Source organism: Paraburkholderia ultramafica (assembly GCF_902859915.1).
GTDB classification, from domain to species: domain Bacteria; phylum Pseudomonadota; class Gammaproteobacteria; order Burkholderiales; family Burkholderiaceae; genus Paraburkholderia; species Paraburkholderia ultramafica.
In genome coordinates, this window is sequence record NZ_CADIKK010000010.1 from 170,793 (window position 1) to 184,476 (window position 13,684).

General features: G+C 62.3%; 11 protein-coding genes and 4 pseudogenes. 8 read left to right on the top strand and 7 right to left on the bottom strand.

Annotation, left to right across the window (positions count from 1 at the left end; all coding sequences use genetic code 11):
* The first annotated feature begins 79 nt into the window (after nt 1-79).
* Nucleotides 80-1,291 (top strand): NO-inducible flavohemoprotein, encoded by a 1,212-nt coding sequence (gene hmpA / locus HV744_RS13075; protein WP_175149920.1) that lies wholly within the window; start codon nt 80-82, stop codon nt 1,289-1,291.
* Between the two features lie 438 nt (nt 1,292-1,729).
* On the top strand, nt 1,730-2,422 hold the full coding sequence (locus HV744_RS13080; RefSeq protein WP_175149921.1) for a YceH family protein: 693 nt from the start codon (nt 1,730-1,732) through the stop codon (nt 2,420-2,422).
* Nucleotides 2,423-3,137: 715 nt separating this feature from the next.
* Here HV744_RS13080 and HV744_RS13085 read toward each other — a convergent pair.
* On the bottom strand, nt 3,138-4,463 hold the full coding sequence (locus HV744_RS13085; RefSeq protein WP_175149922.1) for a ferredoxin reductase family protein: 1,326 nt from the start codon (nt 4,461-4,463) through the stop codon (nt 3,138-3,140).
* Nucleotides 4,464-4,982: 519 nt separating this feature from the next.
* Here HV744_RS13085 and HV744_RS13090 point away from each other — a divergent pair.
* A pseudogene (locus HV744_RS13090) lies at nt 4,983-5,093 on the top strand (transposase); the annotation flags it as partial.
* Between the two features lie 80 nt (nt 5,094-5,173).
* Nucleotides 5,174-5,763 (top strand): annotated as a pseudogene (locus HV744_RS38450) (acyltransferase family protein); the annotation flags it as partial.
* A 79-nt stretch (nt 5,764-5,842) separates the two neighbouring features.
* Here the strand turns inward: HV744_RS38450 and HV744_RS13100 are convergent.
* Nucleotides 5,843-6,364 carry a hypothetical protein gene (locus HV744_RS13100; RefSeq protein ID WP_217469112.1) on the bottom strand — a complete coding sequence of 174 codons (522 nt, stop codon included), beginning with the start codon at nt 6,362-6,364 and terminating at the stop codon, nt 5,843-5,845.
* A 494-nt stretch (nt 6,365-6,858) separates the two neighbouring features.
* On the opposite strand from HV744_RS13100, the pseudogene HV744_RS37250 reads away from it, so the two are divergent.
* From HV744_RS37250 to HV744_RS13110, 3 genes and pseudogenes are all read left to right on the top strand, one after another.
* Nucleotides 6,859-6,960, top strand: a pseudogene (locus tag HV744_RS37250) (DUF4142 domain-containing protein); the annotation flags it as partial.
* Nucleotides 6,957-7,301 (top strand): annotated as a pseudogene (locus tag HV744_RS13105) (DUF1488 family protein). The pseudogenes HV744_RS37250 and HV744_RS13105, both read left to right, overlap by 4 nt.
* 95 nt (nt 7,302-7,396) lie before the next feature.
* Entirely contained in the window at nt 7,397-7,954 is a 558-nt protein-coding gene (locus HV744_RS13110; RefSeq protein ID WP_175149924.1) for a hypothetical protein, read from the top strand.
* Between the two features lie 186 nt (nt 7,955-8,140).
* Here HV744_RS13110 and HV744_RS13115 read toward each other — a convergent pair whose 3' ends face one another.
* From HV744_RS13115 to HV744_RS13135, 5 genes are read right to left on the bottom strand one after another with little or no spacing between them, the layout of a single operon-like run.
* Nucleotides 8,141-8,482, bottom strand: coding sequence for a cytochrome C oxidase subunit IV family protein (locus HV744_RS13115; RefSeq protein ID WP_175149925.1), 342 nt, complete (start codon nt 8,480-8,482; stop codon nt 8,141-8,143).
* An 8-nt stretch (nt 8,483-8,490) separates the two neighbouring features.
* On the bottom strand, nt 8,491-9,198 hold the full coding sequence (locus tag HV744_RS13120) for a heme-copper oxidase subunit III family protein (RefSeq protein WP_175149926.1): 708 nt from the start codon (nt 9,196-9,198) through the stop codon (nt 8,491-8,493).
* Nucleotides 9,195-9,806, bottom strand: coding sequence for a cytochrome c oxidase subunit 3 (locus tag HV744_RS13125; protein WP_175149927.1), 612 nt, complete (start codon nt 9,804-9,806; stop codon nt 9,195-9,197). The genes HV744_RS13120 and HV744_RS13125 overlap by 4 nt, the downstream gene beginning before the upstream one ends.
* Nucleotides 9,803-11,563 (bottom strand): cytochrome c oxidase subunit I, encoded by a 1,761-nt coding sequence (gene ctaD, locus HV744_RS13130; protein WP_175149928.1) that lies wholly within the window; start codon nt 11,561-11,563, stop codon nt 9,803-9,805. Before ctaD ends, HV744_RS13125 begins: the two co-directional genes overlap by 4 nt.
* A gap of 13 nt (nt 11,564-11,576) precedes the next feature.
* Nucleotides 11,577-12,725 carry a c-type cytochrome gene (locus HV744_RS13135; protein ID WP_175149929.1) on the bottom strand — a complete coding sequence of 383 codons (1,149 nt, stop codon included), beginning with the start codon at nt 12,723-12,725 and terminating at the stop codon, nt 11,577-11,579.
* 367 nt (nt 12,726-13,092) lie between these two features.
* Between HV744_RS13135 and HV744_RS13140 the strand changes: the two genes are divergently transcribed.
* Nucleotides 13,093-13,602, top strand: coding sequence for a DUF1269 domain-containing protein (locus HV744_RS13140; protein ID WP_175149930.1), 510 nt, complete (start codon nt 13,093-13,095; stop codon nt 13,600-13,602).
* The last annotated feature ends 82 nt before the right edge of the window (nt 13,603-13,684 follow it).

Sequence of the window (13,684 nt, forward strand, 5' to 3'; positions counted from 1 at the left end):
GCCCGATGTCATCAGGCATGCCGTTGTATAGACTTGAGGCGAGTGGACGTGCTTACCCCAGTGTGAAAAGGAGGCGGCTATGTTGACCCAGAGAACGAAGGATATTGTGAAGGCCACCGCGCCCGTTCTGGCCGAACGCGGTTACCCCATCATCCTGCGCTTTTACGAGCGCCTGTTCGAAGCCCACCCTGAACTGAAGAACGTCTTCAACATGGCGCATCAGGAGCAAGGGCAGCAGCAGCAGGCTCTCGCGCGTGCCGTCTACGCGTACGCAGAAAATATCGAGGATCCTTCGAGCCTGACGGCGGTGCTGAAGAACATCGCCAGCAAGCATGCGAGCCTCGGCGTGCTGCCGGAGCACTATCCAATCGTCGGCGAGCACCTGCTCGGCGCGATCCGGGAGGTGCTCGGAAGCGCGGCCACCGACGACATCATTTCGGCCTGGGCACAGGCCTACGGCAATCTGGCCGATGCCCTGATGGGCATGGAAAGCGCGTTGTATGAAGTTTCTGCCGAGAAGCTGGGTGGCTGGACCGGCTGGCGCACGTTTGTCGTTCGCGAGAAGCGTCCGGAAAGCAGCGTCATCACCTCGTTCATCCTCGAACCTGCCGACGGCGGCCCCGTCGCAAACTTCGAACCCGGGCAATACATCAGTGTTGCGATGAACGTGCCCGCTTTGGGTCTGCAGCAAATCCGGCAATACAGCCTGTCGGACATGCCGAACGGACGCAGCTACCGCATTTCAGTCAAACGCGAAAGCGGCGGTTCGCACCCGCCGGGATTCGTTTCCTGCCTGCTGCACGATCAAGTCAATGTCGGCGACGAGGTCAAGCTGACCGCGCCATACGGCAACTTCCATATTGATGTGAACGCCCGGACGCCGATCGTGCTGATCAGCGGCGGCGTGGGGCTGACACCGATGGTCAGCATGCTCAAGAGGGCGGTACAGGACCCGCAGAGGCAGGTGGTATTCGTGCACGGCGCGCGCAATAGTGCGGTGCATGCGATGCGCGACCGGCTGCGCGCGATTGGCGCCGCGCGTGCCAATCTCCATCTCGTGGTGTTTTATAACGAGCCGCTGCCCGCGGATGTTCAGGGCCGTGACTACGATCACGCGGGGCTTGTCGACGTCGATCGGATCAAGGACTCGATCCTGCTGCCCGACGCCGATTACTACATCTGCGGGCCGATTCCCTTTATGCGCATGCAGCACGACGCGCTAAGGAATCTCGACATCCACGAAGCCCGCATTCACTACGAGGTATTCGGTCCGGACCTTTTCGCTGAGTAAAGGAAAGGGCAATAGAGGGGCGAGCTTCGCGCTGCTGTCAGTTCGTTGTTCCAGCGCAGCGTTGCGTATTCGCTGTGGGCGCTTTCGGTCGAAGAATTGCCTCGAGCGGCGCTTGGCTCGTTAGCAGGACGGATCGGCGCACGCCGTTCGTCGCCGCAAAATGAATAAGCACGTGTCGTAGTCCAGTTGCACAGTGCCGGCGATCGCAGCGCCCTGGCGCGCGACGAACAGCCCGAGTCCACCCGCGCGCAACGAGGGCAGCACCGTGCCACGCCGGAACGCTTCGCTCGCAGCGGGCTTCGCGTCACGCGTGAGAATTCCACCGCGACGGCCCGGGCCGTTTATCATAGTGGCCACAAACCAGAACGCGCCGCCCGGTTGTGCAACGGTAACGCACATCATCCACGAGACCCGGCGACTCATGCCGCAACATCATTTATGAACTCCACTCCCGACGCTTCCTCCCGTCCTTCGATCCGCGCGTTGACCTTGCTTGAAGGGCGCGTGCTCGGCGTGCTCGTCGAAAAGCAGCACACCGTGCCGGACAGTTATCCGCTTTCGCTGAACGCGCTGACGCTGGGCTGCAATCAGAAAACCGGTCGCGCGCCGGTGATGAACGCGACCGAGGCCGAGGTGCTGACCGCCGTCGATGGCTTGAAGCGACTGAGCCTCGTGATGGAAGGCAGCAGCAGCCGCGTGCCGCGCTTCGAGCACAACCTGAATCGCGTGCTCGGCTTGCCGAGCCAGTCGGCGGCGTTGCTGACCACCTTGCTGCTGCGCGGCCCGCAGACCGCCGCCGAATTGCGCCTGAACAGCGCGCGTCTGCACGGCTTTGCCGACATCTCGTCGGTCGAGGCGTTTCTCGATGAACTGGCCGCCAACGATCCGCCACGGGTCGTGAAGCTGGCCCGCACGCCGGGCGAGCGTGAGAATCGCTGGACGCATCTGCTGTGCGGCGAAGTGAGCGCGAGCGAGCTGGCGCAGCCTGGTGTCGAGGACGACGCGGTGCCATTGTCCGCGTTCGAGGCGGTGAAGGCCGAGCAGAAGCGGCTTGCCGACGAAGTGAGCCGGCTTCAGGCCGTCGTGCGGCGCATGGCGGCGGAGTTGGGGATCGGCGTCGACGATCTTTGAACATGACGTCGAATGTGGGTCACGTCCTGGCCTTTTGCGAAAGCTACCATCGGCAGGGCGGTTCGAACGAAGCCATCTCTCGCGCAGTTTGAAGGCCCGCACCTGAGACTTAAACCATATCTTTGCAGCGACAGGCACGCATGATTTTGCACCTGAGAACCGTCCCGTCGGTGATTTGGCGTAGCGTTGCATCCGTCGACAAGCATGATTCCGCACTTTGTCGAAACGCCCGGTATTCGTTGCATTTCGTGTGCGCGCATGTGGGGGGCGCCTCGTCGCGGTCCGGCAGCCCACGGGAGGGAGCCCATCGATTCTTCGCCGATAATGGCGTTGTCGGTAGTACAGCCTTGACGGCCCTCATGGTTCGTTTCACGCACAACTGACATACCCGGCCTGGCCGCGTTGCGGTCACGCCCCACGCCTGAATCTGCTTGTCGTAACCAACCTTCCTTTGCCAGCAGGCGCGCTGCCCCAAGCCACCGATGACGACGATTTGCCTTTCTGAGGGGGCATGAGTCGCCACTGAAACGCCGATCGGGTCGCGTGCCGCCGCTCAGCGTCGGGCAGGAAACGGCCACATATGGACACTGATCCGCATCTTCACACAGACCTTCGGGCGTCGGCTCGGCCCCTCGCAACGGACCTTCGCATCCCGAGCGTGCCGTCGCATCACTGGTCATCGAGGCACGAAAAGGCTGCATGGCGGTGGAGTGCATCAGCGCATGTCGAACAGTTCCTGGTGGAGTCCGCGCGCAGCCAGGTCGCGCCGTAGCGTACGACCGAAACCCGCGGCTCCGCAGAACCAGACATCCGCGGACATCCATTCGGGCACGATCTCACAGAGGCGCTTGGCAGTGAGCCGTTCGTCCTTGCCGCTCACCAGGACGTGAAGGCGCACATTTCCACGCGTTGCAAGTTGCTCCACCGCGTCGATGAACGCTTGGTCTGGCGCATTGGTGCTATAGAAAAGATCGACGGCGCGCTCATCCTGATCGCGCACGCGCGCCTGCATCCGCGCAAGGAAAGGTGTGATGCCAATACCGCCGGCAATCCAGACCTGTCTCGGCTTGCCGCTACGAAAGTCAAAGGTGCCGTAGGGTCCCTCAACCGTGACCAGGTCGCCGGGCTTTAGGGTTTCCGGCAATCTCTCCGTGTAATCGCCGATACCTTTGATATGAAAGCGTAGCTTGCCGTCATCGTGCCATGCGGAAGAAATCGTGAACGGATGCGGACCTTCTGCGGGATCGAAAGTGACAAAGGCAAACTGCCCGGCAGCATGACCCAACCAGCGGTCCTTCAGTTTGATGACGATACCCAGCACCCGGTTGTTCCGATGATGTATGAGGTTCTCGATGACCCCGACCGCTCGCCGCGTATGTCCCACGCGGCGCAGCAGCGAGATGGCGGCGGCCATCGCGGCCACGAGCATCAGCAGTCCCATCACCGGGGCGATCGCAGCGTTCCAGTAAGCAGGTTTCGTTAATACAACGGAATGAAACGCCAGCGCCAGATACGCGACTGCCAGCAGTCGATGGGTCTTGAAGAAGTAGCGATAGGGGAAGCGCTTCAGCAAGGCAACGATGATGAGCGCCACTGCCGCGTAGAACGCCCATTCGCCGATGCTTTCAGCGAGGCCGCGCTGACTGCTCAGAATACGGACGATGGCCGGCAGCGTTTCGCCCGATGACAGATCCAGCCTGCGCGATGGCCTCTGCATCCAGCCCAGGCCGATCAACCAGTTCGGTGCCTTGACCCACAGCCAGTGGATCGTAGAAAGCGCCAACGTGCTGATGCCCAGCCATTTATGAAGGCGGTACGACTTGTCGAGGCCGCCGAGAAACGGCTCCACACTGATCGGTCGGATCGCCAGAAACATGCCGGCACTCATGCATCCGAGCGTGAGAATGCCGGTGAAATTGATCATCGAGAGCTGGAAGGCACGGAATTCGTATGGTCTGCTCAATACATCATCGGCAAATAGCCAGAGCAAGGCCAAGCCGGTTAGCAACACCAGATAAGCCAGCTTGATGTTCTTCGTCATGTCGATTCGCTGTACCGATGGGGGTCGTTCCGCTAGTCCCACCGGCAGACTGAAAACCGGGGGTGGCTCTTCTGAAGCGCGGGCTGGTTAGGCGCGTCACCTCAAGCATTCGGACGCCAGCGTTCGGAACGCTGAAATCCTAGCACGAACCGGACACTGAAGAGTGTAAGGGCCAGGGTCGCGGGTGTTTGCCGAGGGCTGCTGCCCGGCAAAGCTGCGTAATGCAGGAAAGCCCATCGCACGCGATGATGCTTCTGGTCCGCTGGTCCCTCGAAAGCTGTCATTCGTCTGTCGCCGGATCGAACGGCAGAAGTGGGTCGAATAACCCTTAACGGGCACGGCCGCTCGCGTCAGGCAGAGGCCGGCCGGACCGCTCATTCGACATCATTGTCCCTCGTGTGCCCTTCCTGGCTGCTGACATGTAGTTGGAGCGGCCCTTGAATCGCCGGACACGGTCTCCCACTTAAAATAGCGGGTAGGCATACGACTGTGTTTTTGACTAACAACAAGCAAGAAGTGATGGAAGTGTTGACGGGGCCGGAGCGCCGGCGGCGATGGTCAGCGGAAGACAAACTGGCGATGGTGCGAGAGAGTTTCGAGCCGGGCAAAGCGGTCTCGATGGCTCCGCGGTACGTAATCGGGAGAAGGGCAGGCCGCGTTTCTGTAAGGTTGAGACGTTCGGAGCAACTCACTGAAGGGCAGCTTCGGGTCATGTGACGAACAACTCGTTCAGCTATTTCTGGCCGCCAGTACAAGGGCCATGCTTCATCGTTGGAATGTGGGTGTGGTACGCGTTCCGCTCGCATCTAACGGGCGCATCCAGCGTGACGCGGTGCACAGCGTGGCTGATTTTTTCGCTCGCCCCAGGTTTCGCGCTCGCGACGGCGGCGCTTGGTGTGTGGCTCGCGAATGCACATGAACTCGCGCCGGTCTTCGCCGCGTGCAGCGCAGTCGCGTTTCTGTTATTCGTCTGCTCGCGCAGCCGCCCCGCGTCGGGCGACGATGCTCGCGGGGCGTACATCCGTCGCTGTGCCGACGCGCTGGGCCGCGAAAGCTACGGTATCTACCTGTGGCACTTCATCTGCGTCTACGCGACGTTGCACTTTTTCGAGGGGTGTTCGGGCAGAGCGGCCGGGAGACGTCGCTCGTGCTCTTCGTCGCGCCGGTGCTGGCGGTGCTCGCCGCGTCGTATGTGCTCTCACGCGTCTCCGACCGGATGATTCATGGACGCGCGACGCGTCTATCGCGTGGCATCCTCGCACATGTCGACCGGCGCTTTCACCGGAGTGGCCGAGCATGACGATCTCGACGAGGTGCTCATGTTGTTGCGCGGCGAGCCTTATCTGCTCTGGAGACCGGTCGATCAGCACGGCACCGGACTACGACGGGCCGCCCGCGTCCGCCTTGACCCTGCGGGGTGTGTTGCGCTCCAGTCTCATGTACAGGTTCGCGGTCACGATGCCGAAGACGATGTGAACGAACAGGCTGGCCCAGTTGCGCGCTTCTGCGAACCACGGAAAAAACTGTGTCATGCCGTAGAAATTAATCAGGTAAACGGCTGCAGCGAAAGCGCCACCCGCCAGTGAGGCCATCCCCATGCTCGAGTCAAGGTTGAATGACGTCATGATCAGACCGAGGATAAGCGCCAATGCGATGGCAAGGGCAAAATGCACCCCAAAGGCCGCGAGCACGATGCCAATTGAGAATGCTTGCGGCGATTGCAATGCGCCTCGTCCCAGAATGATCGCGGCGACCATGCGTGGGGGCTCCAGCAGACTGCCTTCCGTCATCAGTGCCATCAGGATAACCCCTAACGCCAGGAACACAGCGCCCGCAATGATGCCTGCCAGCACGGCTGCCCGCCAGTCGGGCTGGCCGTGTGTGAAATGATGGGAATCCATGTGAAGTTGCACAATTTCTCTCCCGATTGAGATTCGGATAATCCATTCTAGTCCTCCAGCTCGCGAGACTGATAGCGCCGCATGGCTATCGCCACCCCGACGGATGGTCCTCGTTCTGGCGACGACGTCGCGTGATGAACTGTGCGTGCAAGAGACCCTTGAGGCACGTCAGTTGCCGAGAGGCAGGAGGGTTGTCCGCGGCAGACCTGTCAGCGGATCGCTAATTAATCCTTTAGCTCGCAGTGGAGGATCAAATGCCTGCGAAATCGACAGCACAACAGATGGCTGCAGGGATGGCGCTGTCGATTCCCCTCCCGCCTGAAACTTCCACCTGCAACGATGGCTGCCACGGACCCGACGGGTCACTAAAGACCCTGGCCGCCCGGCAAACGGCGCGTCGCTTTCCGCGCGCTTCTGTGTGGGCATATTTTTTGCAGACCAAGTAGGGAGACGAAGGAAACATGCGGTGTCAGGCGCCCGCTCCCTGCATCGACGATGCGCAATTGAAGGCTGCAGCCACGCACGCGTTGCCGACCATCAAGCGTCACCTCGCGACGGCGCAGCAACTCGCTGGCGCAATGAAGAATTCGCCATGAGTTCGATTCCGCTGCGGCCAGCCTATGAGGATTCCCTTATGCACATCACTTTTCCCGACGACCAGCCGGTCTTCGACGGCGCGCATCTGACAGTGCGCTTTACGGCGCGCGTCGACGGCGAGCCGGTTGAATGCGCAGTTACCGCCGAGGCGCTGGAAGATCATTTCGGCGCCCCTTCCGCGCTGGAATCCGCCTGAATGGCTGCTTTCGGCAACGGCCGCAATCGTATCCGTTCGGTTTACGCGGAAGTGATCGCCCAGAACGGCGGCAAAGGCGTAATGTTACATAGCGGACTGTTCAGAGTGGACGGCATGGAACCCGATCGCGGCACCACGGCATAGTCCCGGCGCGTGCCACCGCATGCACCTGTGCCTCGGCGCGGGTGAGGTGGGGCGGCATAGTCTGCAACCGCTAGTCAACGATGGAAGGAGGCCACATGTCACTCATCGTCGCAGCACGCTTCACGACATTCCCCGCCGCTGAAGACGCGGCGCAACGGCTCTTCAATGCCGGTTTCGTCGAGGAGGACGTCACACTGTTTTTCGTCAATCCGCTCGGCCAGCACGCACGTTTTCGGCCCGGCGGTGATACCAGCGCCGACGCAAACGCGAGGGAGGCGCCGAAGGGTGCCGAGATAGGCATCTCGATTGGCGCAGCGGTTGGCGCCGTGGTCGGCGTCGGGATCTTCGCAGCGTTTTCGGCGCCGCTTATCGTGTCGCTGATCGCGGCCGGGCTGTGTGCGTATGTCGGTTCATTGGTCGGCGCGATGGCGCGCACGCGCGAAGCCAGCGACGAAGAAACCCGTGATTCCGGCGTGCTGGTGGCCGTACACGTGTCGCAGGACAGCCAATTGGACGCCGCACGGGTGCTGCGCGATGCGGGAGGCGCGGCGATCGAACGCGCGACCGGCCGCTGGCAACAAGGGCGGTGGGCCGACTTCGATCCGCTCAGGCAGCCTGTGCCGCTCAACGAATTCAGTGAGAAGCACGCCTGATTTGAAGGTGTTTTTCGCTGGGATATTCAGCAAGCCAGGAAATAAAAACGGCCCGGCATTTGTCGGGTCGTTTTGGATTCGGAGCGGTGCGTTCCAGGCACGCCCCATGTGGATAGATCCTGCTGACTGATTTCACCCAGGCGCTGGACGCAACGCCCGTCGCCTGAGGAACGGTCGGCGAAGGGGTCAATGGAAGAAGAATTCCCGCATGCCGAAGGTGTGATGCGCTTCGGCAGCCATCAGCACCAGCAGCACCAGCAGGCACAGGGGCGGTATCAGGATGGCGTACACCAGCGCCAGCCGCTCCCACATCATGTGCATGAAAATCGACACGATCAGCCCGGCCTTGGCGATCATGAGCACGACGATCAGCGTCCAGCGCAGCAGGCCCTGCACGTGGAAGTAATCCACCATGTACGACATCGTGCTCAGTACGAACAGCAGGCCCCAGATCTTCAGGTAGATGCCGATCGGATGCTGCTGGCCGTGCGCGGCGTCGGGTCGATGGGCGAGATCGGTGTGGTCCATGGTCTGCCTCACCACAAGTAGAACAGCGCAAAGATGAACACCCACACCAGGTCGACGAAGTGCCAGTACAAGCCGGCGATCTCCACGATCTGGAAGTTGCCGTGCTCGGTGAACCCCGGCTGCAGGATCTTGCGTGCGACCAGCAGCAGGTAGATCACACCGCAGCTCACGTGAAAGCCGTGGAACCCGGTGATCATGAAGAAGCACGCGCCAAACTGCGCCGCGCCCAGCGGGTTGCCCCAGGGGCGGATACCTTCATGGACGATCAGCTTGGTCCATTCGAAGGCCTGCATCGACACGAAGGTCGCGCCCAGCAGCGCGGTCGCCAGCAACAGTGCGGCGGCGCGCTTTGCGTTGCGCCGGTAGCCAAAGTTGACAGCCATCGCCATGGTGCCGCTGCTGCTGATCAGGATGAACGTCATGATGGCGATCAGCAGCAAGGGCACATCCACGCCGCCCACAGTGAGCGCGAACACCTTGGAAGGGTCGGGCCACGGCACCGTGGTCGACATGCGCACCGTCATGTAGCCGATCAGGAAGCTGCTGAAGATGAAGGTGTCCGAGAGCAGGAAGATCCACATCATCGCCTTGCCCCACGGCACCTTGAAGGCCTGGCGGTCGGCCGACCAGTCCGTGACGATGCCGCGCCAGCCGTCAGGCCCGGCGTCGGTGGGCGTGGTGGCGGCGGATTCGGTCGGGAGCGTGGGCGTGGTCATGGCGCGGCTCCATACAGCGGCCCGCAGATGGCGGCGACGATCCCAGGTGTGATCCACCACATCGCCGCCAGCAGCACGAGCCAGACAGCCAGCAGGAAATGCCAGTAGATGGCGCACAGCGCAATGGCGCGCTGGGTTCGGAAGGGGTCCCCGCGCTGGAGACGCGCGATCGTCACTGCCCAGGCCGCCAGCCCGCCCAGCACATGCAACCCGTGCAGGCCGGTGAGCAGGTAGAGGAAGCTATTGGAAGGATTGACGGCGACGGTCTGCCCGGCCGCCGACAGCATGCGCCAGGCGGTCAGTTGTCCGATCACGAACACGGCCGCCAGCACACCGCCGAACACCAGCCACGCCGCGCGGTGTAAGGTCAACTGCCGGGCACGCTGCATGGCAATGCTTGCCAGCACCAGCGCGCCGGTGTTCCACCACAGCAGCGCCGGATGCGGGATCGGCTGCCAGTCGGGCTCGCGCATGCGCATTGCATAGGCGAGCAGCAGCAGTGAAAACAATGTCGTTGCCACCGCCATGAAGACGATCAGGCCGATGCGGCTCGCATTCGGCAAGACAGGTGGCGCGTCAGGAACGAAGGAGCGGCGCAGTGTGGTCATTCGCGTGCCTCGCCGGGTTGAAGCGTCGGCGTCGGGTGGGCCGGTTCAGGCGCTGTCTCAGGCGGCTGGTTTTGCGGGACGAAGTCTTCCTCGTGCCCCGGCGGGCTGTATTCGTACGCCCAGCGGTAGACGACGGGCGGCGCGGCGCCCCAGTTGCCGTGCACTGGCGGCGTTTGCGGCGTCTGCCATTCCAGCGTGGTGGCCCGCCACGGGTTGCTGTCGGCACGCTTGCCGCGCACCAGGCTCCACGCCAGGTTGTACAAGAACAGCAACTGCGCGACCGCAACGATCAGCGCAATGACGGTGATGAACGTGTTGAGCGTCTGCGCCGAATGTGGAATGAAGCTGTAGCCCCGATACTCGTAATACCGCCGCGGCATGCCCAGGATGCCGAGATAGTGCATCGGGAAGTAGATCGCATAGGTGCCGATGAAGGTGACCCAGAAGTGCACGCGCCCGAGCGTGTCGTTGAGCATGCGGCCCGTCACCTTCGGATACCAGTGGTAGATGCCGCCAAACACCACCAGGATCGGCGACACGCCCATCACCATATGGAAGTGCGCCACCACGAAGTACGTGTTCGACAGCGGAATGTCCACGCTCACGTTGCCGAGGTAGAGCCCGGTCAGCCCACCCAGGACGAAGGTGCTGATGAAGCCGATGGCAAACAGCATCGGCACGGTCAGGTGGATATCGCCGCGCCACAGCGTCAGCACCCAGTTGTAGACTTTGAGGGCGGTCGGGACGGCGATGATGAGCGTGGTGGTGGCAAAGAAGAAGCCGAAGTACGGATTCATGCCGGCGATGAACATGTGGTGCGCCCAGACCACGAAGCTCAGCACACCGATGATGATGATGGCCCACACCATCATCTTGTAGCCGAAGATGTTCTTGCGCGCGTGCGTGCTGATGAGGTCCGACACGATTCCAAAGGCCGGCAGCGCGACGATGTAGACCTCCGGATGCCCGAAGAACCAGAACAGGTGCTGGAACAGCAGCGGGCTGCCGCCGGCATGCTTGAGCGTCTGCCCCATCGACACTACGGCCGGCATGAAGAAGCTGGTGCCGAGTGTTCTGTCGAGCAGCATCATCACCGCCGAGACGAACAGCGCCGGAAACGCCAGCAGCGCCAGGATGGTCGCCGCGAAGATGCCCCACACCGTAAGCGGCATGCGCATGAGCGTCATGCCGCGCGCGCGCGCCTGCAGCGTGGTGGTGACGTAATTCAAGCCGCCCATCGTTGCCGCGACGATGAAGATCGCCAGCGACACCAGCATCAATATGATGCCCCATTCCACGCCCGGCGTGCCCGGCAGGATGGCCTGGGGTGGATACAGCGTCCAGCCGGCGCCGGTCGGCCCGCCTGGCACGAAGAAGCTCGACACCAGCACCAGCACGGCCAGCAGGTAGACCCAGTAGCTCAGCATGTTGAGAAACGGGAACACCATGTCGCGCGCGCCCAGCATCAGCGGGATCAGGTAGTTGCCGAAGCCGCCCAGAAACAGCGCCGTCAGCAGGTAGATCACCATGATCATCCCGTGCATGGTGACGAACTGGTAGTAGTGGTTGGCGTCGATGAAACTGAACTTGCCCGGAAAGCCGAGCTGCAACCGCATCAGGTTCGACAACACAAGGCCGACCAGGCCGATGGCGATGGCTGTCAGCGAATACTGCACGGCGATGACCTTGTGGTCCTGGCTCCAGACATAGCGGGTCCAGAAGCTTTGCGGGACGTGGTCGGTGTGCGCGTAGGACATTGCGTCTGCTCCGCTAGGGTTGGGCTGCGCTGCTGGCGGCCGGGCCGCCTAGCGATTCGATGTAGGTCACCAGGGCTGTCAGCTCCTGTTCGCTCAGGTCGAAGTTCGGCATGATCGGTGCGAAGCCCTTCACGACGCGGGCCTTCGGGTCGCGGATGAAGGCGCGCAGATAGGCTTCGTCCACCTTTGCGGTGCTGCCGTCGGCCATCGTTTCCGTCTTGCCGTACAGGCTCTTCCAGGTGGGGCCCACCCGCGGACTGCCGTCCACGGTATGGCAGGCGACGCAGCCCTTGGCCTCTGCGAGCGTCTTGCCCTGGTCAGCGAGCGCCTGGGCGCTGCCGCCTGCAGCGGCGGGTGCGGCCTGCACCTTGGCCTGCTGCCGCTGCGCGAAGGTGCTCTGCTGCGCCAGCCAGCGCGAGAACGTTGCTTCGTCTTCCACCACGACCACGCCGCGCATGTTGGAGTGTCCGATACCGCAAAGCTGCGCGCACAGGATGTCGTAACGCCCTGCCTTGGTCGGCGTGAACCAGAAGGTCGTCACCATGCCGGGCACCATGTTCATGCGCGCACGGAACGGCGGTACGTAGAAGTCATGCAGCACGTCGCGCGACCGTGTCAAGACCTGGATCGGCCGGTTGAGCGGCAGGTGCACCTCGGGCGTCTCGATCAGGTAGTTGTCACGGCCGTTGGGGTCGCCGGGGTTCAGGCCGAAGGGGTTGTCGTTGCTGATGTAGCGCACGTCCGTCGTGCCCAGCTTGCCTCCGGGGCCGGCAAAGCGGAAGCGCCATTGCCATTGCTGGCCGAGCACTTCCATCTGCAGCACGTTGGGCGGCGGCCGTACGAAGTCCGCGTAGACGAAGAGCCCCGGTGCCAGCAACGCTGACACGCCGACAGCGGTCAGGCCGATCAGCCACCACTCCAGCCGCCTGTTGTGCGGCTCGTAAGCAGCGCGATGACCCCTGCGGTGGCGGTAGCGCACCAGTGCGATCACGATGAACAGGTTGATCGCGATGAAGAGCGCGCCGGTAATGACGATCGTGATCGTCAGCATGTCGTCCATGCGCACCCAGTTCGAGGCGATCGGCGTGATCCACCAGGGACTGGCAAAGTGAAACCCCACCGCCAATACGATGATCAGGATCAGGGCAATCGCAAGCGACATAGGTCACCTCGCTGCGCGTCACTCGCTGGAGCCGCTAACAAAACGCTCCTGGCGTCGTCGTGCCGCCTTGCCGTACTTCGGTACTGTGTGCGCCGGTACGTCTCTAGAGCAAAGGTAGTCCTCTCCTCTGCATCGTGCAAGCCAGCGCAAGGGGGAGGCGCGCCCCATATATGGATCGCGCGAATGGAGGAGTCACTTGCTGCGATGCAATGCAAAACTTCCATTCTCCGTTGGAAGCCATTCTCTCAAGTTTCAGCTGGCCCGAAAATTCCTGGGCAGGTCACCTACGCCCCCTGATTGCCTGCGGCAGGCGTACGATAAACAGCATCGACCCGTTGGCGGGATGCTTGATTGATGGAGAGCCGACATGAGACGTCTTTATTTCCTCGTACCTGACACGACGACGGCGAAGGCGATCGTAGACGACTTGCTGCGGGCGCGGATCACATGGCGGCATATCCATGTCCTCGCGAATCACAGTGTCGCACTCGAACAGTTACCCGAGGCATCCTTGCTGCAAAGCAGCGACGTCGTGCACTCGCTCGAACGCGGCGTGGCGCTCGGCGGTGCGACCGGCGCGCTTCTCGGCCTCGTGGCACTGGTGTATCCTCCCGCGGAGCTTGCAATTGCGGGCGGAGCCGTCGTCGCATTGACGTTGGCAGGTGCCGGCTTCGGGGCCTGGACGGCCACGATGATCGGCGTCGACGAACCGAATGCACGACTCGAGCGCTTTCGTGGCGCCATACGTGACGGCCAGCTCCTGATCATGGCCGACGTGCCTGGATCGCGCGAACATGAGATCGAGCAGATGGTCGCACAGCATTTTCCGACGGCCGATCTCGAAGGCGCGGAGCCCACGACACCGATCTTCCCCTGAGAAGCAGTCGAGACGAGGCCATCGGCGCCCCCTTCACGCTAAATATTTTTCCTACCATTGCATGAGGCAGCCGCCTTCAGGA